Annotated in this window: 25 protein-coding genes; 18 read left to right on the top strand and 7 right to left on the bottom strand. The window is 57.2% G+C overall.

Annotation, left to right across the window (positions count from 1 at the left end; translation table 11 throughout):
* Positions 1 to 9 precede the first annotated feature (9 nt).
* Positions 10 to 2,106: a hypothetical protein gene (locus tag B8P98_RS31440; protein ID WP_174705287.1), complete on the top strand. Its 2,097-nt coding sequence runs from the start codon at positions 10 to 12 to the stop codon at positions 2,104 to 2,106.
* The gene (locus tag B8P98_RS18945; RefSeq protein ID WP_095033297.1) at positions 2,103 to 2,297 is read left to right on the top strand and encodes a hypothetical protein; all 195 of its coding nucleotides are present in this window, start codon (positions 2,103 to 2,105) and stop codon (positions 2,295 to 2,297) included. Before B8P98_RS31440 ends, B8P98_RS18945 begins: the two co-directional genes overlap by 4 nt.
* A 32-nt stretch (positions 2,298 to 2,329) precedes the next feature.
* Here B8P98_RS18945 and B8P98_RS18940 read toward each other — a convergent pair whose 3' ends face one another.
* Positions 2,330 to 2,812 carry a tail fiber domain-containing protein gene (locus B8P98_RS18940; protein WP_095033296.1) on the bottom strand — a complete coding sequence of 161 codons (483 nt, stop codon included), beginning with the start codon at positions 2,810 to 2,812 and terminating at the stop codon, positions 2,330 to 2,332.
* A 203-nt stretch (positions 2,813 to 3,015) separates the two neighbouring features.
* On the opposite strand from B8P98_RS18940, the gene B8P98_RS31705 reads away from it, so the two are divergent.
* From B8P98_RS31705 to dacC, 3 genes are all read left to right on the top strand, one after another.
* On the top strand, positions 3,016 to 3,255 hold the full coding sequence (locus B8P98_RS31705) for a DNA polymerase V (protein WP_228706663.1): 240 nt from the start codon (positions 3,016 to 3,018) through the stop codon (positions 3,253 to 3,255).
* A gap of 175 nt (positions 3,256 to 3,430) precedes the next feature.
* Positions 3,431 to 3,574 carry a hypothetical protein gene (locus B8P98_RS31930; RefSeq protein WP_323807388.1) on the top strand — a complete coding sequence of 48 codons (144 nt, stop codon included), beginning with the start codon at positions 3,431 to 3,433 and terminating at the stop codon, positions 3,572 to 3,574.
* Between the two features lie 363 nt (positions 3,575 to 3,937).
* Complete coding sequence (gene dacC, locus B8P98_RS18925) at positions 3,938 to 5,140, top strand: serine-type D-Ala-D-Ala carboxypeptidase (protein ID WP_042929693.1); 1,203 nt, start codon at positions 3,938 to 3,940, stop codon at positions 5,138 to 5,140.
* Between the two features lie 35 nt (positions 5,141 to 5,175).
* On the opposite strand, the gene deoR is transcribed toward dacC, so the two are convergent.
* Positions 5,176 to 5,934: a DNA-binding transcriptional repressor DeoR gene (gene deoR / locus B8P98_RS18920; RefSeq protein WP_004151717.1), complete on the bottom strand. Its 759-nt coding sequence runs from the start codon at positions 5,932 to 5,934 to the stop codon at positions 5,176 to 5,178.
* 102 nt (positions 5,935 to 6,036) lie between these two features.
* Positions 6,037 to 6,630, bottom strand: a complete 594-nt coding sequence (ybjG, locus tag B8P98_RS18915; protein ID WP_025713826.1) for an undecaprenyl-diphosphate phosphatase — start codon at positions 6,628 to 6,630, stop codon at positions 6,037 to 6,039.
* Between the two features lie 324 nt (positions 6,631 to 6,954).
* On the opposite strand from ybjG, the gene kdeA reads away from it, so the two are divergent.
* Positions 6,955 to 8,187 carry a multidrug efflux MFS transporter KdeA gene (kdeA, locus tag B8P98_RS18905; protein WP_087805001.1) on the top strand — a complete coding sequence of 411 codons (1,233 nt, stop codon included), beginning with the start codon at positions 6,955 to 6,957 and terminating at the stop codon, positions 8,185 to 8,187.
* A 37-nt stretch (positions 8,188 to 8,224) separates the two neighbouring features.
* On the opposite strand, the gene B8P98_RS18900 is transcribed toward kdeA, so the two are convergent.
* Together B8P98_RS18900 and B8P98_RS18895 are read right to left on the bottom strand one after the other, a co-directional pair.
* Positions 8,225 to 9,037 carry a Cof-type HAD-IIB family hydrolase gene (locus B8P98_RS18900; RefSeq protein ID WP_087804999.1) on the bottom strand — a complete coding sequence of 271 codons (813 nt, stop codon included), beginning with the start codon at positions 9,035 to 9,037 and terminating at the stop codon, positions 8,225 to 8,227.
* On the bottom strand, positions 9,037 to 10,239 hold the full coding sequence (locus B8P98_RS18895; RefSeq protein ID WP_087804997.1) for an MFS transporter: 1,203 nt from the start codon (positions 10,237 to 10,239) through the stop codon (positions 9,037 to 9,039). Before B8P98_RS18895 ends, B8P98_RS18900 begins: the two co-directional genes overlap by 1 nt.
* Positions 10,240 to 10,321: 82 nt before the next feature.
* On the opposite strand from B8P98_RS18895, the gene B8P98_RS18890 reads away from it, so the two are divergent.
* Positions 10,322 to 10,885, top strand: coding sequence for a TetR/AcrR family transcriptional regulator (locus B8P98_RS18890; RefSeq protein WP_087804995.1), 564 nt, complete (start codon positions 10,322 to 10,324; stop codon positions 10,883 to 10,885).
* A gap of 180 nt (positions 10,886 to 11,065) precedes the next feature.
* Here B8P98_RS18890 and B8P98_RS18885 read toward each other — a convergent pair whose 3' ends face one another.
* Positions 11,066 to 12,751, bottom strand: a complete 1,686-nt coding sequence (locus B8P98_RS18885; protein WP_025713829.1) for an aspartate:alanine antiporter — start codon at positions 12,749 to 12,751, stop codon at positions 11,066 to 11,068.
* Between the two features lie 267 nt (positions 12,752 to 13,018).
* Here B8P98_RS18885 and ybjM point away from each other — a divergent pair, with 267 nt between their 5' ends.
* On the top strand, positions 13,019 to 13,402 hold the full coding sequence (gene ybjM / locus B8P98_RS18880; RefSeq protein WP_025713830.1) for an inner membrane protein YbjM: 384 nt from the start codon (positions 13,019 to 13,021) through the stop codon (positions 13,400 to 13,402).
* Positions 13,403 to 13,408: 6 nt separating this feature from the next.
* On the opposite strand, the gene B8P98_RS18875 is transcribed toward ybjM, so the two are convergent.
* The gene (locus tag B8P98_RS18875) at positions 13,409 to 13,672 is read right to left on the bottom strand and encodes a GrxA family glutaredoxin (RefSeq protein ID WP_002896352.1); all 264 of its coding nucleotides are present in this window, start codon (positions 13,670 to 13,672) and stop codon (positions 13,409 to 13,411) included.
* 202 nt (positions 13,673 to 13,874) lie between these two features.
* On the opposite strand from B8P98_RS18875, the gene B8P98_RS18870 reads away from it, so the two are divergent.
* The 10 genes from B8P98_RS18870 (at position 13,875) to rlmC (ending at position 22,730) form a co-directional block, all read left to right on the top strand.
* Complete coding sequence (locus B8P98_RS18870) at positions 13,875 to 14,162, top strand: YbjC family protein (protein WP_025713831.1); 288 nt, start codon at positions 13,875 to 13,877, stop codon at positions 14,160 to 14,162.
* A complete protein-coding gene (gene nfsA, locus B8P98_RS18865) occupies positions 14,146 to 14,868 on the top strand; it encodes a nitroreductase NfsA (RefSeq protein WP_095033294.1) in 723 nt (240 codons plus the stop codon). The genes B8P98_RS18870 and nfsA overlap by 17 nt, the downstream gene beginning before the upstream one ends.
* 114 nt (positions 14,869 to 14,982) lie before the next feature.
* Positions 14,983 to 15,885, top strand: coding sequence for a 30S ribosomal protein S6--L-glutamate ligase (gene rimK, locus B8P98_RS18860; protein ID WP_025713833.1), 903 nt, complete (start codon positions 14,983 to 14,985; stop codon positions 15,883 to 15,885).
* An 88-nt stretch (positions 15,886 to 15,973) separates the two neighbouring features.
* Positions 15,974 to 16,453 (top strand): type III secretion system chaperone family protein, encoded by a 480-nt coding sequence (locus B8P98_RS18855; RefSeq protein ID WP_025713834.1) that lies wholly within the window; start codon positions 15,974 to 15,976, stop codon positions 16,451 to 16,453.
* Positions 16,454 to 16,801: 348 nt separating this feature from the next.
* A complete protein-coding gene (gene potF / locus B8P98_RS18850; RefSeq protein WP_087804989.1) occupies positions 16,802 to 17,914 on the top strand; it encodes a spermidine/putrescine ABC transporter substrate-binding protein PotF in 1,113 nt (370 codons plus the stop codon).
* A 161-nt stretch (positions 17,915 to 18,075) separates the two neighbouring features.
* Positions 18,076 to 19,209 carry a putrescine ABC transporter ATP-binding subunit PotG gene (gene potG, locus B8P98_RS18845; RefSeq protein ID WP_002896370.1) on the top strand — a complete coding sequence of 378 codons (1,134 nt, stop codon included), beginning with the start codon at positions 18,076 to 18,078 and terminating at the stop codon, positions 19,207 to 19,209.
* Between the two features lie 10 nt (positions 19,210 to 19,219).
* The gene (gene potH / locus B8P98_RS18840; protein WP_087804986.1) at positions 19,220 to 20,173 is read left to right on the top strand and encodes a putrescine ABC transporter permease PotH; all 954 of its coding nucleotides are present in this window, start codon (positions 19,220 to 19,222) and stop codon (positions 20,171 to 20,173) included.
* Positions 20,170 to 21,015, top strand: a complete 846-nt coding sequence (gene potI / locus B8P98_RS18835; RefSeq protein ID WP_002896372.1) for a putrescine ABC transporter permease PotI — start codon at positions 20,170 to 20,172, stop codon at positions 21,013 to 21,015. The genes potH and potI overlap by 4 nt, the downstream gene beginning before the upstream one ends.
* A 57-nt stretch (positions 21,016 to 21,072) precedes the next feature.
* The gene (locus tag B8P98_RS18830) at positions 21,073 to 21,561 is read left to right on the top strand and encodes a YbjO family protein (protein WP_080897581.1); all 489 of its coding nucleotides are present in this window, start codon (positions 21,073 to 21,075) and stop codon (positions 21,559 to 21,561) included.
* Between the two features lie 41 nt (positions 21,562 to 21,602).
* Positions 21,603 to 22,730 (top strand): 23S rRNA (uracil(747)-C(5))-methyltransferase RlmC, encoded by a 1,128-nt coding sequence (rlmC, locus tag B8P98_RS18825; RefSeq protein WP_039103028.1) that lies wholly within the window; start codon positions 21,603 to 21,605, stop codon positions 22,728 to 22,730.
* Positions 22,731 to 22,754: the final 24 nt, after the last annotated feature.

Below are 22,754 nucleotides of genomic sequence, written 5' to 3'. Positions count from 1 at the left end.
AATACCCCTATGCCATTTTATTTAACGCGGGATCCGGTCCCGTCGGCAGACATGCGCAACGTTTTTGATAACGCTCAGAATCTGGACCTTGCCCTGAATGATATTACATCCTCTTTCTGGAGTGATCGGCTCGGTCGTAGCCGTATGTCATGGTTCGGACTGGAGTCTGCGTTTACTGTAAAACTGAGTGACTTTGAGTCCCGTTTTTCCACCCAGATAGTCGAGCAGGAAGCCACTTTTGATGTATCCCAGGTCGATAAGGAAAACCGATTCCAGGCTTTTCTTGATAGCTCCGGTTACGTATTTCTCGGCGACTATGAAGACGGACCGTTCCAGTTTGGCGCCCGTAACCAGTATATCCGGTATGATAACCAGTATTACCGTCTCAATGCTGCTACTGATGTCGGTTTTACAACTACCGGCACTACAGCGGCCAGCTTCGCAAACGACGTCACTCATTTCGTGCTGATGGATGGCGATACGCTTCGCCAAAACCTGGGTTCAGGCGAAGAGGGGATGGGAGCAGATTTGTTGGCATTTCGCAGCGTGCTGGGCCGCTCCTCTACGGTGGGAGACTACCTGCGCGATGCGTATATTAGGGTCTATTCTCGTTATGAATTATTGCAGGCTATAGAACATATTAATAATGACCTGCAGCGGCCGGCTGAAATCAGGCTTGCGCGAAATTTCGCATCATGGAATGACGCGAAAACGGATATTGATATTACCTATGCGTCAATTGTTGGTGAAGGCGGGAATGTCGTGATTGATGCGCAGGGCATCCCTGACGCTCAGGGCAACTATTTCATGCGCATTTTTAACAGCAAAAAATCAGATATTAATAATCTCGCTAATTTGTTTACCGTTAAACAGGCTGGATTTACCGCTATCGGCCCCGGACGTAACAGCAATGTTGCGTTCAACGTATTCCATAGCCCAGAGGGTCAGGGGGCCGGGTTTATGACGCTGGGTATTACCGCGCAGGAGTTTGGGATAGGTGATACCTACGGTCAAAACGCATACATCATCAAGCACATCGGCCGCGCTATTAATCGCTGTGTGAATCACGTCTGGATGCCGTCGGGATATTCAAACTATGGCGAGGGTATTGGGTACACCGACAGCCTGCTTAGCACCTCGTCAGGTGTCGGGGTCAGGAATGATAACCCTAATGGTGCCATTCGGTTCGTTAATTGCAGTCTCGATTATATGGGGCGAATCGCTGTCACCAATGGCGGACGAATTGAGTTTTCAGAGTGCCACATTGAGGTTAACAACGCGTCAAATAAACTGACCGGGATACCGTTTGAAACAGCCTCATCTGAGCGGGCTGAAATTGTTGTCAGTGGCGGGGAGATTCTCGGGTTTTCAGCCCCTTTGCCAGCGTCAGCGCCGACTATTTTCAGGTGTGGGGCCAACACTAACGGGGTTAAACTGACGGACGTCAACCTGATGAATCTGGTTCTCCCCGCCGGAAACTATGAAATTAACGACGGGTCTGGTCCATTTATCACCCGCGGCATTACGACTATTGGTGGTGGCGGGAATACGCTGGTACCTATGTTAAAATCTGACAGGCAGAATACGTTATCTGACCCGCTGTATACGCGTCCGACGATTATGGACTGGTATATCACCCAGGATATGGCCGAAATAAAAAGCCGTACTGCGGGCTATAACCTCAATTTGACAGTTTCCACTGATACCTCACTTTCTGGCACAAAATCCATGAAGGTGGCGAAAAGTTTCGGTGTTGGCTCACTGTCGGAAATTAAACTCAGGGTTAAGGCTGCACCAGGATCGCTCAGTCAGTATGCGCTGTACCTGAAAGGGGCTGCGTTGGCGGGGCAAATTTTTGTAGAGTTCTATTACGCTACGACCCAGTATCAAAATCAGTACGGAACGCCCATTACCGGCAGGGATGAGCAGGTCGGCCCAACGCGCACTCTTGATGCTGCAACCCTGGCAGACTGGGTGCGCGTAGACCAGCAATTGCTGAGGTCGTATACACCTGAGTGGGCAGAGTTTATGGTGATAAAAATCACGCTCAGCGGCATGTCTGCCGGCTCTCTGTATGTCGATAAAGCGAAGGTGACCAATTTATGAGAATTTTTGAATCTATTGGCTACGACGTTGAAAACGGAAACACTCCGTTTGTCGCAGGATATTACGTCGAGGGTGATAACGGGCTATATGCATTTACCTATGGCGACCCGCGGACAATCAATGTCGATATTGCACCAACTGACTACAGTATCGACATTGACCCGGAGTGGCCGTTTATTAGATCAACTTAAAAAAACCGCTAGATATAACATGACGGGTTTTCCTAACCTTTAATATAATGTGATATTTCATCGGGCGCTTGAGGGAGATTAATACCAGCGGCCTTCAACGCCCTGTCATTGACGATGCGCGTCGCTTGAGTTACCGCCCACAGGAGTTCGTCCTTGCGAAGCTTATACTCACTACCGGCAGCGCGATATTCCCGAGTGAGAATGCGGGTTGCGGCCGCCGCCTCCTGGATAACGCGGGTTTTTCCGTCTCCATCGGTTTCGGTGATTTCCTCGCGGGCCGGGATATCCTGCCACTCCTCCGGCTGTTCTGCCCATTCGTCGTAACCGAAGACGCCACATTGACGCCACGAACCTTCGCCGCAATAATGCTCATAAATCTTGATAACCTCCTGGGCGATAGGGCCGATATGGTCACGGGCGAGCTCACCTTCCTCATCCACGCGTTTAATCCAGCGCCAGACCGCGACTTTCAGTACGCCGATAAAATAAAAGGCCAGAATCTGATTTTCTGACATCTCGCGCTTATCGCACTTCAGGGTTTCGTCTGATGGCGAAATAGTGCCGTTGGTGGCAAATACCTGCGTCCAGGCCTGTGGAGCGGTTCACCGCCAGACACCCGAGGCAGGAGCCCGGTGCGTAAATCGCGCACGCCGGGATCTGTGCGGGGGGTATCCGGTAACGGGTATCCCTACCGCGACATCATTGAGAGGTTCAGATCATGCCACATACAGCAGACATAGAGGCCGCCTGGTTCCGGTCAATTGTTATTGAGCCAAACGGGCGGCGCGCAGTCACGACAAGGCGGTTTATCAGGGAACTGGAAGCGTCGAACTGGATATGGTCTGCAAAGCAGGCTAACCAGTGGGTGGAGAATTACGTCACGACATTCCGGGACGTGTCTACTGAGGAAGGCGATAACCGCACTTTCCAGCTTTTCAATCCAAACGGAGGGCTGTGATATGGGCTTTCCTTCGCCAGCAGTTGACTATATCGAACGCAGAATCAGCATTACCAGTCTGTGTAACCTAAGCGCCAATACGCTTGCAATCGAAACAAGCGACGGATATGTGGTCATTGACGTTGCCCGACGGCTGCAGCAGGGCGATACAGTGCTAATACGGTATGACGGCCGTATGGAGTTTGCGAAAGTGATGGGGTCGGCGCTGATTACTGCTGACGGAGAAGCGGTCGAGGGAGATGCGCTTGACGACGTTGAAGTTGGCGGCGTGATAACGCATACCATCATCGATCTGATGCAGGATCATGTCCCGGTTTGAATGCTAAAAATGGGGCTAATTTTGGGGCAGAATGGGGTTTGGGGCATGATTTGGGGCATTCAAATGTCCGCATTTGTCCGCATTTGTCCAAACATCAACAAAGCTATAACGTTGAAAGTATTGCAGAACGTTGAATTTGATAAACTATTTTTTGGCATGCCATAATAAAGATAATATTTAGGCAATCGCGATCAAAAAAATTGTTCTGATTAAAGCACAGCGGCAGGTTATTGCGTAAACTTTAAAAACTTTACCAACTCGCTGTTTCTTTAAGGTCATTTGTACGCTTTACTCACCGGTTGCTGCGGCGCGGTCAGAGTGGTGCGGCATATTTTGTTTGGAAAGGATACTTGGGTGGCTCTTATGATGCATGACGCTTTTTCCCTTCGCGGCCTCGCGGCAGGTTGCGCACTATTACTTCTTGTCGCACCTGCGGTGCAGGCTGCAGAACAACTCCCCGACGCCCCTTCGATTGACGCTCGCGCCTGGATCCTGATGGACTATGCCAGCGGGAAGGTGCTGAGCGAAGGCAATGCCGATGAAAAACTCGACCCGGCCAGTCTGACGAAGATCATGACCAGCTACGTGGTGGGGCAGGCGATAAAAGCGGGAAAAATCAAACTGACCGACATGGTGACCGTCGGACGTGATGCCTGGGCGACCGGCAACCCGGCCCTGCGCGGGTCATCGGTGATGTTCCTCAAACCCGGCATGCAGGTTTCGGTGGAAGATCTGAATAAAGGGGTCATCATTCAGTCCGGGAACGACGCCAGCATTGCGATTGCTGACTACGTGGCGGGCAGCCAGGATGCTTTCGTCAGTCTGATGAACGGCTATGCCAAAAAAATGGGGCTGACCAATACCACCTTTATGACCGTCCACGGCCTTGATGCGCCGGGGCAGTTCAGTACCGCGCGCGATATGGCGCTGTTGACCAAAGCGATGATCCACGACGTACCGGAAGAGTACGCGGTACATAAAGAAAAAGAGTTCACCTTTAATAAAATTCGTCAGCCGAACCGCAACCGTCTGCTGTGGAGCACCAATCTCAACGCCGACGGCGTGAAAACCGGGACCACCGCCGGGGCCGGCTATAACCTCGTCTCCTCGGCCACTCAGGGCGATATGCGTCTGATAGCGGTGGTGCTGGGAACCAAAACCGACCGCATTCGCTTTAACGAGTCGGAAAAACTGCTGACCTGGGGCTTCCGCTTCTATGAAACCGTGACGCCGATTAAACCAGATGCCACCTTCGTCACCCAGCGCGTGTGGTTTGGCGACAGCAGCGAAGCGAAACTGGGGGCCGGTGAGGCGGGCTCTATCACCCTGCCGAAGGGCCAGCTGAAGAACCTGAAAGCCAGCTACACCTTAAATCAGCCGCAGCTCACCGCGCCGCTGGAGAAGGGGCAGGTGGTCGGGACTATCGACTTTAAGCTGAATGATAAAACCATCGAGCAGCGGCCGCTGATCGTCATGGAGCCGGTGAAAGAGGGCGGCTTCTTCAGCCGGATGATCGACTTCGTGCTGATGAAACTGCACGGCTGGTTCGGCAGCTGGTTCTCCTGATGCCATGCCCGCGCCTTGTGGGGCGCGGGCAGTCTTCAATACAGCAGAGAGATCTGTTGCGCCTTCGCCAGCGCCACCAGCTCGTCATCCGGACAGATGTCGCTGGCAATCACGTCAAATTTCGCTAACGCCCCCATCCGCGCCGGACGCACTTTGCCAAACTTGCTGTGGTCGACCACCAGCACGTGGTAGCGGGCGTGACGCATCGCCCAGTGCTTGACCGGCAGCTCTTCCAGGTTATAGCAGGTTGCCCCCTGCTCGCAGTCAATGCCTGCCGCCGAGTAAAAGGCGATGTCGGGGCTCAGATGGCTGAGGGTATCCTCAAGACTCAACGGCATAAAAATCGCGTTGCTGGCATGAAATTCCCCGCCGCACAGGACCGCCCGGCACTGCGGTTTTTCCTGCAGGGCCAGAAAGGTGTTCAGGGAGTAGCAGACGCCGGTGAAGGGCAGGGCATCGTCAATGGCGTCAATGATCCACGGCGTGGTGGTGCCGCAGTCAAAGAAGGCCATCTGATGGGCCTCCAGCAGTGCCGCGGCATGGCGGGCAGCGCGGCGTTTTTCCTCAACCAGCCGGGTTTTTTGATCGCTGAGCAGGTAATGGGTAGCGCTACGCGGTTCCAGCACAATATAGCCGCCGAGCAGCACAACCGGGCCGCTGTGGCCGTTGAGGTCGCGACGAATGGTCATTTCCGACACCCCAAGCAGGGAAGCGGCTTCTTTCAGATGCAGCTTATCACTGCGTTTGAGTGCCTGAATGAGCTGACTGATACGTTCGTCACGGCGAGTTTCCATATTCCCTCTGCGCTAAAATCGCCCTGCGGGGGCAGGGCGTTAGCGGGATTTTACCTGTCGCTTGCGGGTTAGTCACGCGGTGGCCGCAGCGGCGGCTGGCGTTTAGCCGCGTACCCAGCCTTTGCGGATCGGCAGGGAGAAGCAGAGGCGGTACAGCCGCTGCAGCTGACGGTACAGCGCCGGACCGAACGTATGCCAGATCAGCGCCGCGCCAAGACAGCCGCACATGCCGGCCAGCAGGCCGCCGACCATATCCAGCGGCCAGTGGACGCCGAGATAGACGCGGGACCAGGCGATGGCCGCGGCGATAGTCATCAACAGCGCGCCGGACCACAGACGGTGCCAGAACAGGAAGGCCAGGGCAAAGGTAAAGCTGACGGTGCCGTGGTCGCTGGGGAAGGAGTCGTCTGCGGCGTGATGCAGGAAGTTATAGCCTACGCCGGCGACAAAAGGCCGATCGTGCGGGTAAAGGTGGCCGATCGCCCACGACACGGTCAGGCTGAGCATCAGCGCCAGCATCAGCTTAAATATCATCTGCCGCTGGGCGGGTCCCCACAGCCATAATGTCACCACCAGCAGGGGCACGATCAGGATCAGATCTTTGGCGATGAAAAGGGCTACCTCAATGGCCCACTGCGGCGAGGCCGGTGTCGCGTTGAGCAGGGCGAACAGCGCGTAATTAATATTTTCCAGCATAGACTTCCAGGCTTGTTGGTCCGAGAGCAAATAAGCCGCTTACTCTAAAAAAAAGCAGCGCAGAGATAAAGCAGCATTGTCTTAAAAATCAGGTTGTTAAGAAATTTTGCATAGTGGTTTCAGTGCTAACAACCTGAAAAACGTCAGTATATCGTTTGTCACATTGCTGAAACATAAACGGAATATATACACAAGCTGAATAGCCGGGGAGGGCCAGCACGCGGCGCAGGATGCGCAATATTGTGCGGTGTCACCCACAATTCACTATCTCCGCGCCGGGAGTTTCATTACACTTTGCGCGATTTTTGATAGATAAGAGATTTCATGCAAAATTATTCGCTTTCAGGCCGCCGCCTCGGAAGGCAGGCGCTGTTGTTCCCGCTATGTCTGGTGCTGTACGAGTTTTCCACTTATATCGGCAACGATATGATTCAGCCGGGCATGTTAGCCGTGGTGCAGGAATTTCAGGTGGGCAACGAGTGGGTACCTACCTCGATGACCGCCTATCTGGCTGGCGGTATGTTTTTACAGTGGCTGCTGGGGCCGCTATCGGATCGTATTGGCCGCCGTCCGGTGATGTTGACCGGCGTGGTCTGGTTTATCGTTACCTGCCTGGCGACGCTGCTGGCGCAGACCATCGAGCAGTTTACCCTGCTGCGCTTTCTGCAGGGGATCAGCCTGTGCTTTATCGGCGCGGTGGGCTATGCGGCGATCCAGGAGTCCTTCGAGGAGGCGGTGTGTATCAAAATTACCGCCCTGATGGCTAACGTGGCGCTGATTGCCCCGCTGCTGGGGCCGCTGGTGGGCGCCGCCTGGGTGCATATCCTGCCGTGGGAGATGATGTTTGTCCTGTTCGCCGTGCTGGCGGCCATTTCGTTCTTCGGCCTGCAGCGGGCGATGCCGGAAACCGCGACGCGACTCGGCGAAAAGCTGTCGGTCAAAGAGCTGGGCCGCGACTATCGGCTGGTGCTAAAAAACCTGCGCTTCGTCGCCGGCGCGCTGGCCACCGGCTTTGTCAGCCTGCCGCTGCTGGCGTGGATTGCCCAGTCGCCGGTGATTATTATCAGCGGTGAACAGGCCACCAGCTATGAGTACGGCATGCTGCAGGTGCCGATTTTCGGTGCGCTGATTGCCGGTAACCTGGTGCTGGCGCGTCTGACTTCGCGCCGGACCGTGCGCTCGCTGATTATCATGGGCGGCTGGCCGATCATGTTTGGTCTGATCCTCTCCGCAGCGGCGACCGTGGTCTCTTCCCATGCGTATCTGTGGATGACCGCCGGCCTGAGCTTCTACGCCTTCGGGATTGGCCTGGCGAACGCCGGCCTGGTGCGCTTAACGCTGTTCGCCAGCGAGATGAGCAAAGGCACGGTTTCGGCGGCGATGGGGATGCTGCAGATGCTAATCTTCACCGTCGGCATCGAGCTGAGCAAACATGCTTACGCGCTGGGCGGCAACGGGCTGTTCAGCCTGTTTAACCTGCTGGGCGGGGTGCTGTGGCTGGGGCTGATGATCTACTTCCTGAAAGATAAAAGCATCGGCAATTCGCAGCAGGGGTAGTTGTTTTCAACCCGGATGCGCTCGCATCCGGGTCTTGTCAGGCGAACGGCGCTTCGCGATCTAACACCTTATCAATAATCTGCAGCACGCCTTCTTCGTTGTTGTGCGGCGCCTGATAGCGGGCGACGGCTTTGACGTCTTCCCGGGCGTTGGCCATGGCAAAGCCAAACCCGGCGTGCTGCAGCATTTCGATATCGTTGCCGCTGTCGCCGAACGCCACCACCTCGTGATCCTCAATGCCCCAGCGCTGCTGCAAAATGCGCAGCCCATTGGCTTTGTGCACGCCCGGGATAATTAAGTCGATGCTGCCGTAGCCGGTGGCCACCGCGGTGACCATGTCCCCCAGCGCCGCGTGCAGCTTCGGCTGAATGTCCGGGATCAGGCTGTCCGGCACGTTGAGGCCAAATTTGAGGATGGTGTCATCGAGATGGTTAAAATCATCCACCAGTTCAAGGCGGTGATAATACTTCGCCGCCACCGTCTTCAGCGCGTCGTTATAGCGGTTGAGAGTGTAGGCGCTGCGCTTCCCGCAGGCGATGATTTCGATATTTGGCAGGGTCTGCAGATGGTCGACCACGGCATTGAAATGGTGAACCGGCAGCTGGCAGTTGAACACGTCTTCATTGCCGCTCACCACCCAGCCGCCGTTTTCCGCCACAAAGGCGATCTGATGGGCAATCTCCGGGAAAAAGGAGATCAGCTGATAATACTGGTTGCCGCTGGCGACCACGAAGCGAATGTTTTGCTCACGCATTCGCTGGTACTGGGCGAGGAAGCGCGGCCGGTTGTAAGTTTTGGCATCGCTTAAAAAGGTGCCGTCCATATCCACCGCAATCAGTTTGATGCTCATTAGCTGTTCTCCATAACGGGTTCAGACTGTGGCTTAGCCACCGCGCGGGCGACCAGCGCCGCCACCATCACCAGACCCAGCACCACCATCATGGCGCTGCGCAGGCCGAAATGTTCGCCGAGGAAGCCCAGCAGCGGCGGCCCGACGAGGAAAGCGAGATAGCCGGTGATCGCCACCACGCTGACGCGCTTGGGCGCGTCCGGCCCGGTATCGCTGGCGGCGGAGATGGTCAGCGGGAAGCCGAGCGAGGCGCCAATGCCCCACAGCAGTACCGAGATGCCTGCCACCCAGGGGTTATCGACGAAGATGATCAGGCCAATACCCAGGGCACCCATCACCGCGCTGGCGCGGACCACCGTCACCCGGCTGTAGCGATCGATAAACCAGCCGCCGGTAAAGCGGCCCAGCGTCATGCCGAGGGTGAAGCCGGCATAGATCAGCGAGCCGGAGGTGGGGCTAAAGCCGTGGCCGTCCACCATCAGCAGCGGCAGCCAGTCGTTGGCCGAGCCTTCGGCAAAGGCCATCGCCAGGACGATGACCCCGATCAGCAGCAGCTGCGCGTCGCGCCATACCGGCAGACCCTTCGCTTCACCGTGGGCGGCTTCGGCGGCATTTTTGCCGGTGCCATCGGGAATGGCGCGGATGGCGATGGCGATGGGCAGGACAGCCACCAGCGCGGCCGCCAGGATATGCGGGGCGGCAGGCAGACCGAATCCAGTCACTGCCATGCCCACCCCGGCGCCGAACAGGGTGCCGAAGCTGTAAAATCCATGCATCATCGGCAGCACCGTTTTATTCATCTCCCGCTCGATGGCCGCGCCTTCAACGTTAATCGCGACTTCTGCCGAGCCAAAGCTGGCGCCAAAGATGGCCAGACCGAAGGCGAACAGCGGGGCGGAAGAGATCCACAGCGCCAGGCTGAGCACCAGCATGCCGAGTACGGCGAAGGACATGGTGGTGCGGATAACCTTGCGGGTACCAAAGCGTTTCACCAGCCATGCCGAGCAGAGGATACCGCTCATCGACCCCACCGACAGGCCAAACAGCACTACGCCCATCTCTGCGGTGGAGAGTGCCAGCAGATCGCGGATCGCCGGCGTGCGGGTGGCCCAGGAGGCCATTAGCAAGCCGGGGATGAAAAAGAACATAAACAGCGCCCACAGCCGAAGCTGCAGCGCTCTGCGCGAGGATTGCGTCGTCATCCGTAAACGCCTTAAACGAGAAGAGTGAAGACAACAGTAGCAAGCATGTGTACATTTGTACATAAACCGGAAGAGGAAAATCATGGCCCGTAGACCGAACGATCCGCAGCGCCGCGAGCGCATCCTGCAGGCGACGCTGGACACCATCGCGGCGCACGGCGTCCATGCGGTAACGCACCGTAAAATCGCCACCTGCGCGAATGTGCCGCTGGGGTCATTGACCTACTATTTTAGCGGCATTGAGGCGTTAATTGAGGAGGCGTTCAGCCTGTTTACTGCCGAGATGTCGGCGCACTACCAGCAAGGCTTCGTTGGGGTAACGAATCAGGAGCAAGCCTGCGATGCCATTGCTGAGCTGATTTTCAGCGCCCAGGTGACCACGGCGCGTAATATGAAGCTGATGTACCAGCTGTATGCTTTTTGCAGCAGTCAGCCGGCGCTGAAGGCGGTGATGCAAAACTGGATGCGGCGCAGCCAGCAGACGCTGGAACAATGGTTTGCCCCCGATACCGCCCGCGGTCTCGACGCCTTTATTGAAGGGATGACCTTGCACTTTGTCACCGACCGCGCACCGTTGTCTAAGGCGGCAATCCGCATGATGGTCGGGCAGTTGGCAGGGGAGAGGGCGCAGGAAGAGAGGCGCTGAAGCGGTGCGAGATGTGCATGCGGGTGAAACGCAGGCAACAAAAAACCCATCAACCTTGAACCGAAGTGGCGGGGTTGATGGGCTCCACAAAATGGGGACATCAAAGAAAAGCAGTGGCATTACTTATGACTGATGCCCTGAGAAAAAGTTCTGCCTGTGACGGTTTTTTTCGCAAAAAATTTATTGTAGCCCTGGCCAGATGATCACGATGAGCGTCCCGGCGAGGGTGAGCAAGACGTTGGCGATGGCGTAGGTGCCCGCGTAGCCGAGCGCGGGAATGTTGCTGCGCGCGGTATCGCTGATGATCTCCATCGCCGGGGCGCAGGTGCGGGCCCCCATCATGGCGCCGAACAGCATCGCCCGGTTCATGCGCAGCACGTAGGCGCCGAACAGGAAGCAGATCACTACCGGCACCAGGCTGACGATAAGCCCTGCCGCCAACATCTGGCCGCCGACAGCGCCCAGACCGTTATTGATCCCGGCGCCGGCGCTGAGTCCGACCCCGGCCATAAATACCATCAGACCAAATTCTTTCACCATGTTCAGCGCCCCCTGCGGGATATAGCCGAAGGTTGGGTGGTTGGCGCGCAGGAAGCCAAGCATGATGCCGGCGAACAGCAGTCCGGCGGCGTTGCCGATGCCGAAGCTGAAGGAGCTGAACTGGAAGGTGATCATGCCGATCATCAGGCCGACGATAAAGAAGGCACAGAAGGCCAACAGATCGGTCACCTGGCTGTGAATGGAGATAAAGCCGATGCGGTCGGCCACGGTTTTCACACGGCGGGCGTCGCCGCTGACCTGCAGTACGTCGCCTTTGTTCAGTACCACGTTGTCGTCGATAGGCATTTCAATCTGGCTGCGAATAACCCGGTTTAAGAAGCAGCCGTGGTCGGTGAGCTTCAGCTGCGCCAGGCGGCGGCCGACGGCGTTGTGGTTTTTGACCACAATCTCTTCGGTGACGATGCGCATGTCGAGCAGATCGCGGTCGAACACCTCTTTGCCGTTACGGAAGCTGGGGTCGAGGCGGGCGTGGGCGTCCGGATAGCCTACCAGCGCGATATCGTCGCCCATCTGCAGCACCGCATCGCCGTCCGGGTTGGCCAGAATGCCGTTGCGGCGGATGCGTTCGATATAGCAGCCGGTCTGGCGATAAATACCCAGTTCGCGCAGATTTTTACCGTCCGCCCAGGCCACCAGCTCCGGGCCGACGCGATAGGCACGGATCACCGGTAGGTAGACTTTACGTTTTGAATCGGTATCGAGACCGCGCTCACGGGCGATTTGCTGGGCGCTGGTCTGCAGATCCTGGTGCTGCAGCTTGGGCATATAGCGAGCGCCGACGATCAAGCTCACCAGGCCAACCAGGTAGGTCAGGGCATAGCCGAGGCTCAGATGGTCAAGCGACTGCGCCAGCTGATCGCTGGGCAGGCCGAAATGGCGCAGGGTGTCTCCCGCGCCGACCAGCACTGGGGTGGAGGTCATGGCCCCCGCCAGCATACCGGCGGTGAGCCCGATATCCCAGCCGAAGACTTTACCCAGCACCAGGGCGATCAGCATTGCGCTGCCGACCATCACCAGCGCCAGCATCAGGTAGTTTTTGCCGTCGCGGAAAAAAATCGAAAAAAAGTTGGGGCCGGCTTCTACGCCAACGCAAAAAATAAACAGCATAAAGCCGAGATTAAGGGCATCGGTGTTAATCGCGAAATGCTGCTGGCCTAATAATAGAGAAACGACTAAAACGCCAATGGAATTACCAAGTTGTACTGAGCCGAGACGCAGTTTTCCCAGGCATAGTCCTAATGCAAGTACAACGAATAATAACAGGATGTAATTCCCGTTTAACAAATCTGCGACGTTTATATTCACGAAAGCCAACTTCTCGTTTACTAGTAAGTTGTTGAAGGAAATGGTTATTTGGTCTAAGGTTGCTCTGGTGTTCGCATTGTGGCGAACCTATTCTGGCACCCTGTTATAACCAGCAAAAATATACCCGCTAGTTTAATCCTTCCTGGATGCGGCGGCTAGTGACAATCGTTTTTACGCTGGACGGGGAGTTATTGGCATGGATTGCCGAAATGCTTTATCTGACTGGGCGACGTGGACGTGAGTTAGAGGCGACATCAGGAGGATACGGTGAAATCTGAGCGTAGTTGGGCCGGTATTATCTGCGGCTTCGTTCTGTTCATTGTGGTGTGCTTATCGCTGTTGTTACATATGAAAGGGGCCTTTCGCGCCAGCGGCAATCCGGAGCTGGGCCTGCTCTTCTTTTTGCTGCCAGGGGCGGCGGCGAGCTGTCTCTCTCCGGGTCAGCGGGTGCTGCGTCCTTTGCTGGGCGCGATGCTGGCGGCACCGGTCTGTATGGTCACGATGCGCTTATTCTTCGTGACGCACCGAACGTTCTGGCAGGAGATGGCGTGGGTGCTGAGCGCTGTGTTCTGGTGCGCGCTTGGGGCGCTGTGCTTTTTGTTTATCTGCGCCTGGCTTGATGCCTGGCGCAGTCATTCATCTAGCAAATAAATCTACTCAGGCAAACAGACCGAGGTTTTCTTTCGCCCAGGCTTCAAAATCAGTGCAACCGCCGATGTGTTTTTGGTCGACGAAAATCTGCGGTACGGTTTCAACCGGTTTGCCGACGGTTTTTTCCAGGTCAGCTTTGCTGATGCCTTCGGCGTGAATATCCACGTAGCGGTAGTTAAAATCATCACGCTCGTTGGTCAGTTTTTCTGCCAGCTCTTTAGCACGAACGCAGTATGGGCAGCCTGGACGACCAAAAATAACGGTAAACATTGCTTCTCTCCTTAAACCTCTGCCGGATGGCGAATGGTGCTTATGATGCCTGCATCGGCCGGGGAGGGAAAGAAGGTTCTGCCTTTTGCTTCGATGGTTTACGGCTATGTTTGATAAATGTCGTACTATCAAAACCCGTATACTGACCCGGCGGCGCGCTGGGATTGCCTGGTGTGCTACGTTTATCAACCGGAGAGGCGTGATGCGAAAACCTGCCCCATTGCCGAAAAGTATTCTGCTGCTTGAGATCCTCGGGATGGGGTTATTAACCCTGGCCTGGCTCTCGCTTAATCAGTATGTCCGGCTGCCTGCGCCTGTGGCCAGTCCGACCGCGGCGCTGGTGATGATTTTTGCCGGGATCCTGCTGATGATCCCCGCCGCCATCGCCGTCATGTGGCGGGTGGCGCAGATTGTGGCCCCGCAGTTAACGCACTCTTCTAAGCCTGAAACATTGTCTGACAGAGAAAAACGCAATGACGCCGACCATTGAGCTGCTGTGCAGCCACCGTTCCATCCGCCACTTCACCGATGCGCCTGTGAGCGACGAACAGCGCGCAGCCATTATCGCCAGCGCGCAAGCGGCATCTACCTCGAGTTTTTTACAGTGCATCTCCATTATTCGCATTACCGATCCGGCCCTGCGTGAACGTCTGGTCCCGCTGACCGGCGGCCAGCAGCACGTGGCGCAGGCGGCGGAGTTTTGGGTCTTCTGCGCCGACTTCAACCGCCACCTGCAAATTTGCCCGCAGGCGCAGCTGGGGCTGGCTGAACAACTGCTGATCGGCGTGGTTGATACGGCGCTGCTGGCGCAAAACGCGCTGATTGCCGCCGAGTCCCTCGGACTGGGCGGCGTCTATATCGGCGGGTTGCGCAACAGCATCGAGGCGGTGACAGAGCTGCTGGCGCTGCCGCAGCATGTTCTACCGCTGTTTGGCCTCTGCCTCGGCTGGCCGGCGGATAACCCGGACATCAAGCCGCGGATGCCGGCGGCCATGCTGGTGCATGAGAACCGCTATCAGCCACTGGATAACGCGCTGCTGGCGGAGTATGACGACCAGCTGGCGCACTATTATCTGTCGCGCAGCAGCAACGCCCGCCGTGATACCTGGAGCGATCATATCCGTCGCACTATCGTGAAAGAGAGCCGCCCGTTTATTCTCGACTATCTGCATAAGCAGGGGTGGGCAACGCGCTGATTACGTGTACACTGCTGCACCGGCCAGGCGATATCAGTTGCCGGCTGCAGGAAAGGTGAGAGTTTGATCGATAGCTGAGGCCCGCCAGAGCGGGTCTTTTTGCAGAGGTGCAGGATGAAAATTGCCATATTATCCCGGGATGGAACGCTTTATTCATGTCGACGCCTGCGCGAAGCGGCGCAGAAGCGCGGTCATCAGGTTGAGATCCTCGATCCGCTTTCCTGCTATATGAACGTTAGCCCAGTGGCGTCGTCTATCCACTACAAAGGTCGCCAGCTGCCGCATTTTGATGCGGTGATCCCGCGCATCGGTTCGGCGATCACTTACTATGGCACTGCGGCCTTGCGCCAGTTTGAGCTGCTGGGAAGCTACCCGCTGAATGAATCCGTCGCCATCACCCGCGCTCGTGATAAGCTGCGCTCGCTGCAGCTGCTGGCGCGCCAGGGCATCGATTTGCCGCTGACCGGCATCGCTCACTCCCCTGATGACACCAGCGACCTGATCGCCATGGTGGGCGGCGCGCCGCTGGTGGTGAAGCTGGTGGAAGGCACCCAGGGGATCGGCGTGGTGCTGGCGGAGACCCGTCAGGCGGCGGAGAGCGTGATCGACGCCTTTCGCGGGCTGAACGCCCACATCCTGGTGCAGGAGTATATTGCCGAGGCGAAAGGCTGCGATATTCGCTGCCTGGTGGTCGGCAATGAGGTGGTGGCGGCGATCGAACGGCGGGCAAAAGAGGGCGACTTTCGTTCTAACCTGCACCGCGGCGGCGTGGCCACGGTGGCGCAGATTAGCGACGAGGAGCGGGCTATCGCTATCAAGGCGACGCAAACTCTGGGGCTTGACGTCGCCGGTGTCGATATTTTACGCGCCACCCGCGGGCCGCTGGTGATGGAGGTCAATGCTTCACCGGGGCTGGAAGGGGTGGAAACCACCACCGGGGTGGATATTGCCGGCAAGATGATCGCCTGGATCGAGCGCCAGGCGACGCCGGAATTCTGTTTGAAAATAGGCGGCTAACCGCCGGATGCAAGACGGCCATGGTACGCGGCGCTTTTTTTGCGTAAGCTATGGCGTCGTTTTTCCACTGTAAGAGGTCACAGGCACTATGGATTCACTGGTCGTTCCAGGTCTGGATACGCTACGTCGCTGGCTGGACGAGATCGGCATCAGCTTTTTTGAGTGCGATTCCTGCCAGGCATTGCACCTGCCGCATATGCAGAATTTCGACGGTATTTTTGATGCCAAAATTGACCTGGTGGACAACGTGGTGCTCTTTTCCGCCCTGGCGGAGGTGAAGCCGTCTGCCCTGCTGGCGCTGTCGGCGGATCTCTCGGCCATCAACGCCAGCTCATTAACCGTGAAGGCGTTTATCGACATTCAGGACGATAATTTGCCCAAGCTGGTGGTCTGCCAGTCGCTGTCCATCGGCCCCGGGGTGACCCTGGAGCAGTTCGCCTGGTTTTTCCGCCAAAGTGAAGAGCAGATCTCGATGGTGATCCTCGAAGCCGGTGCCAATCAGCTACTGTACAAAGGCGAAGAAGAAGAGCCGGCAGCGGAAAACGTGCAATACCATTTTCTTCACTAAGCCTGCCTAAAATTAGCGCAGCCACTACCGCAGCGGCTGCGTATTACCCGCTTTTATTCTGCATTTAACCTTTTCTTAAAGCATTATTCACCGCCATTCCGGCCGTTTTGGCTTATCACGTAGACCGTTATTGCATAAAAATTTGATAAAAGGCGTTTTTTTACCTGGGCTATAGCCTCTTATTCTGGCTACAGTTATTCTGGCGATGCTTCCAGTTGCGAGCAACCACTCCGGGAGAGATCCGCTCTCCTTTTCTCAGGCAATGAAAAAATATGCATGATTTTTGCATGCGTAGAAATGCGTATATTTGAGCCCGTATGTTAACGGGCGTTGAGAAGGAAAAGAGATATGACCGCCTTTGGTAAAAAATGGTTAACAGGTCTGGTTACGGGTGCGCTGATGGCCGTCTCTGCCGGTTCGCTCGCCGCCGAACAAAAAACCCTGCATGTTTATAACTGGTCTGATTATATTGCGCCGGACACGGTCGCAAATTTCGAAAAAGAGACCGGGATTAAAGTCGTGTATGACGTTTTTGATTCCAATGAAGTGCTGGAAGGCAAATTAATGGCCGGCAGCACCGGTTTCGACCTGGTGGTGCCGTCGGCAAGTTTCCTTGAACGCCAGCTGGCGGCGGGCGTGTTCCAGCCGCTGGATAAGAGCAAGCTGCCGAACTGGAAGAACCTTGACCCCGAAGTGCTGAAGCTGGTCGCCAAGCATGACCCGGAGAATAAATACGCGGTGCCTTATCTGTGGGCGACGACGGGTATTGGCTACAACGTGGATAAAGTGAAAGCGGTGCTGGGCAAAGATGCGCCAGTGGATAGCTGGGATCTGGTGCTGAAGCCGGAGAACCTCGAAAAACTGAAAAGCTGCGGCGTCTCCTTCCTCGACGCGCCGGAAGAGATTTTCGCCACCGTGCTGAACTACCTCGGCAAGGATCCGAACAGCAGTAAAGCAGATGACTATACCGGCCCGGCCACCGACCTGCTGCTGAAACTGCGGCCGAACATTCGCTACTTCCACTCTTCGCAATATATTAATGACCTTGCCAACGGCGATATCTGCGTGGCGATCGGCTGGGCAGGGGATGTCTGGCAGGCGGCCAACCGCGCGAAAGAGGCGAAGAACGGCGTCAACGTCTCTTACTTTATTCCGAAAGAAGGCGCGCTGGCGTTCTTTGACGTCTTTGCTATGCCGGCCGACGCCAAGAATAAAGATGAAGCCTATCAGTTCCTTAACTATCTGATGCGCCCGGATGTGATCGCCAAGATCAGCGACCAGGTGTTCTACGCCAACGGCAACAAGGCCTCCACGCCGCTGGTCAGCGAGACGATCCGTAACAACCCGGCGATTTATCCGCCAGCGGATGTATTCGCCAAACTGTTCACGCTGAAGGTGCAGGATCCGAAGATCGACCGCGTGCGCACCCGCGCGTGGACCAAAGTGAAGAGTGGCAAATAATCTCTGACGGCCCGGTGAACGGGCCGAATCAGTTCGGTACTCGCCGGGAAATAGCAGCGCGCCCGGCGAGCAGACGCACCAGGATGGTGCAAATGCACTGTTAAGCACGAAGTATGGCACCGGACCATATGGTGATCGTTTTTTTGCCGGAGAGCACCCGATTGAACGACGTAATGCCCCGCCCACAGGCGAAAGCCCCCAAAGCGCTGACCCCGCTACTGGAAATCCGTAACTTAACCAAGTCGTTTGATGGCCAGCACGCGGTCGACGACGTCAGTCTCACTATCTACAAAGGCGAAATTTTTGCTCTGCTGGGCGCATCAGGCTGCGGGAAATCGACGCTGCTGCGCATGCTGGCGGGCTTTGAACAACCGACCGCCGGGCAAATTATGCTCGACGGCGTGGATCTGGCGCGCGTGCCGCCTTATCAGCGGCCTATCAATATGATGTTCCAGTCTTACGCCCTGTTTCCCCATATGACCGTTGAGCAGAATATCGCCTTCGGCCTGAAGCAGGATCGTCTGCCGAAGGCGGAAATCACCGCCCGGGTGCAGGAGATGCTGGCCCTGGTACATATGCAGGAGTTTGCCAAACGCAAGCCGCATCAGCTCTCTGGTGGCCAGCGCCAGCGTGTCGCGCTTGCGCGTAGCCTGGCGAAGCGACCGAAGCTGCTGCTGCTTGATGAGCCGATGGGGGCGCTGGATAAAAAGCTGCGCGATCGCATGCAGCTCGAAGTGGTGGACATTCTCGAACGCGTTGGCGTCACCTGCGTGATGGTAACCCATGACCAGGAAGAGGCGATGACCATGGCGGGCCGTATCGCCATCATGAACCGCGGCAAGTTTGTGCAGATTGGCGAACCGGAAGAGATTTACGAGCATCCGACCACCCGCTACAGCGCCGAGTTCATCGGCTCGGTGAACGTCTTTGAAGGGCTGGTGAAGGAGCGTCTGGAAGACGGTCTGGTGCTAAGCTCCCCGGGACTGATGCATCCGCTGAAGGTCGACCCCGACGCGTCGGTGGTGGACAACGTGCCGGTCTGGGTGGCGCTGCGTCCGGAGAAGATCATGCTGTGCGATGAACCGCCGGCGGACGGCTACAATTTTGCCGTCGGCGAGGTGATTCATATCGCCTATCTGGGGGATCTCTCTATCTATCATGTGCGCCTGCAAAGCGGGCAGATGATCAGCGCCCAGCTGCAGAATGAGCACCGCCATCGGAAAGGGACCCCCACCTGGGGGGATGAGGTGCGTTTATGCTGGGATGCTGACAGCTGCGTTGTGCTGACGGTGTAAGGAGAGGGCAATGAGTACCGTTGAATCCCCGTCAGGGGCGAAAAAACCGGGCGGCTTCGCGCTGTGGGTGGCGCGCCTGCAGATGGCGCATGGCCGCAAGCTGGTGATTGCGCTGCCCTATCTGTGGCTGATCCTGCTGTTTATGCTGCCGTTCCTGATCGTGTTCAAGATAAGTCTTGCCGAGATGGCGCGGGCGATCCCTCCCTACACCGATCTGATGGAGTGGGCGGACGGTCAGCTGACGCTGACCCTCAATTTTGCCAACTTCCTGCAGCTGACCGACGATCCGCTCTATTTTGAAGCTTATCTGCAGTCGCTGCAGGTGGCCGGCATCTCGACGATCTGCTGCCTGCTGCTGGGCTATCCGCTGGCCTGGGCAGTGGCGCACAGCAAGCCGTCGACGCGTAATATTCTTCTGCTGCTGGTGATCCTCCCGTCGTGGACCTCATTTTTGATCCGCGTCTACGCCTGGATGGGGCTGCTGAAAAGCAACGGGGTGCTGAATAACTTCCTGTTGTGGTTAGGGGTTATCGATCAGCCGCTGGAGATCCTGCACACCAACCTGGCGGTGTATATCGGTATTGTGTATGCCTATCTGCCGTTTATGGTGCTGCCGATCTACACCGCGCTGACCCGCATCGACTATTCGCTGGTGGAGGCCTCGCTGGATCTCGGCGCCCGGCCGCTGAAGACCTTCTTCCAGGTGATCGTTCCGCTTACCAAAGGGGGCATTATCGCCGGCTCCATGCTGGTGTTTATCCCGGCGGTGGGGGAGTTCGTGATCCCGGAACTGCTGGGCGGGCCGGACAGCATTATGATTGGCCGCGTGCTATGGCAGGAGTTCTTTAATAACCGCGACTGGCCGGTCGCCTCGGCGGTGGCGATTGTCATGCTGCTGCTGCTGATCGTGCCGATCATGTGGTTCCACAAGCACCAGCAAAAACAGATGGGAGAGCAGGGATGAACGACTTGCCGGTAGTACGCTCGCCGTGGCGCATTTTGATCCTCGTGCTCGGGTTTACCTTCCTCTACGCCCCGATGCTGATGCTGGTGATCTACTCGTTCAACAGTTCGAAGCTGGTAACGGTGTGGGCCGGATGGTCGACGCGCTGGTATAGCGAGCTGTTCCACGATGACGCGATGATGAGCGCGGTGGGGCTGAGTCTGACCATCGCCGCCTGCGCGGCGACGGCGGCGGCGATCCTCGGTACCATCGCCGCGGTGGTGATGGTGCGTTTTGGACGCTTTCGCGGGTCTAATGGCTTCGCGTTTATGATCACCGCGCCGCTGGTCATGCCGGACGTGATCACCGGTCTCTCGCTGCTGCTGCTGTTCGTGGCGCTGGGACATGCCATCGGCTGGCCGTCGGATCGCGGGATGTTGACCATCTGGCTGGCGCATGTCACCTTCTGTACCGCCTACGTGGCGGTGGTGATCTCCTCGCGCCTGCGCGAGCTGGACCACTCCATTGAAGAGGCGGCGATGGATCTGGGCGCTGCGCCGCTGAAGGTCTTTTTCGTCATCACGTTGCCGATGATTATGCCGGCGGTGATCTCCGGCTGGCTGCTGGCCTTCACGCTGTCGCTGGATGACCTGGTGATCGCCAGCTTTGTCTCCGGCCCCGGTGCCACGACGCTGCCGATGCTGGTCTTCTCCAGCGTGCGCATGGGGGTCAATCCGGAGATTAACGCCCTGGCGACACTTATTCTTGGCGTGGTCGGTATTGTCGGTTTTATCGCCTGGTATTTGATGGCCCGCGCAGAAAAGCAGCGAGTGCGCGATATCCAGCGTGCAAGACAAGGCTGAACCACCTAAAATCGGTACAGCAGCCTCCGGTCGGCGCCACCCTGTGGCGCCGTTTTCATGGAAGACATTACGTTGGGATTGTTTACGAAAACTCGCTCATCGCATGCCCGCCTTAACGTCCCTGCGCTGGTGCAGGTGGCGGCCTTTGCTATTATTTTGATTCGCGGCCTGGATCTACTGATGATCCTCAATCTGTTGGGCCTGCAGGGGCTGAACGAATTCATACACCGCAGCGTCCAGACCTGGAACCTGACGCTGGTCTTCCTCGGCAGCCTGGCGCTGGTGTTTATCGAAATCTGGTGCGCCTTCTCGCTGGTGAAAGGGCGCAACTGGGCGCGCTGGGTCTATCTGCTGACGCAGATTATCGCCGCCGGCTACCTGTGGGCGGCGTCGCTGGGCTACGGGTATCCGGAACTGTTCAGCATTCCCGGCGAATCAAAACGGGAGATTTTCCACTCGCTGGTGATGCAAAAACTGCCGGATCTGCTGGTCCTGACGCTGCTGTTTGTGCCAACGAACTGCCGTCGGTTTTTCCGCCTGCAATAACGGTGATACAATCCCCGCCCCTGGATTTTTGAAGGTCAATTATGCATTGCGCACTCTACGACGCCGGCCGCTGCCGCTCCTGTCAATGGCTGGAGCGGCCGGTCCCGCAACAGCTCGCCGATAAAATGGCCGATCTGCGCACACTGCTGGCGGCGATCCCGGTCGCTGCCTGGGGCGAGCCGGTCAGCGGGCCAGAGACGGCCTTTCGTAACAAGGCCAAGATGGTGGTCAGCGGCAGCGTTGAGCGTCCGCTGCTGGGGATGCTGCATCGCGATGGCACCCCGGTGGATCTCACCGACTGCCCGCTCTATCCCGCCGAGTTTGCGCCGCTGTTTGCCGTCCTGAAGCCCTTTATCGCCCGCGCCGGGTTAACCCCCTATAACGTCGCGCGCAAGCGCGGGGAGCTGAAATATCTGCTGCTAACCGCCAGCCAGCAGGGGGAGATGATGCTGCGCTTCGTGCTGCGCTCAGAGGCCAAGGTGGCCCAGCTGCGCGCCGCGCTGCCGTGGCTGCAGGCGCAGCTCCCGCAGCTCAAGGTGATCACGGCGAATATCCAGCCGGTGCATATGGCAATCATGGAAGGCGAGCAGGAGATCTTCTTCACCGAACAGCAGGCGCTGGGGGAGGTCTTTAATGAGGTGCCGCTGTGGATCCGCCCGCAAAGTTTCTTTCAGACCAACCCGGCGGTAGCCAGTCGGCTGTATGCCACCGCCCGCGACTGGGTGCGCGCGCTGCCGGTCCAGCATATGTGGGATCTGTTTTGCGGCGTCGGGGGATTTGGCCTGCACTGCGCGACGCCGGCGATGCGCCTGACCGGTATCGAGATTGCCCCGGAAGCGATCGCCTGCGCCAGACAGTCAGCCGCGCAGCTGGGGCTCAGCAATCTGCATTTTCAGGCGCTGGACTCGACGCAGTTCGCCACTCATGAAGACGATATCCCGCAGCTGGTGTTGGTCAACCCGCCGCGTCGCGGCATTGGCGCCGAACTGTGCGACTATTTAAGCCGCATGGCGCCGCCCTATATCATCTATTCCAGCTGTAACGCTCGCACCATGGCGACCGATATTGCCCGTCTTCGCGGCTATCGCGTCGAGCGGGTCCAGCTGTTTGATATGTTCCCTCACACCGCGCACTACGAAGTGCTGACCCTGCTGGTCCGCGAAGTTTAAACAAAATGTGAAGGCTTTGCGCCG

This window comes from Klebsiella quasivariicola (assembly GCF_002269255.1).
Classification (GTDB): Bacteria; Pseudomonadota; Gammaproteobacteria; order Enterobacterales; family Enterobacteriaceae; genus Klebsiella; species Klebsiella quasivariicola.
This window is presented reverse-complemented; position numbering and strand designations above follow the sequence as displayed.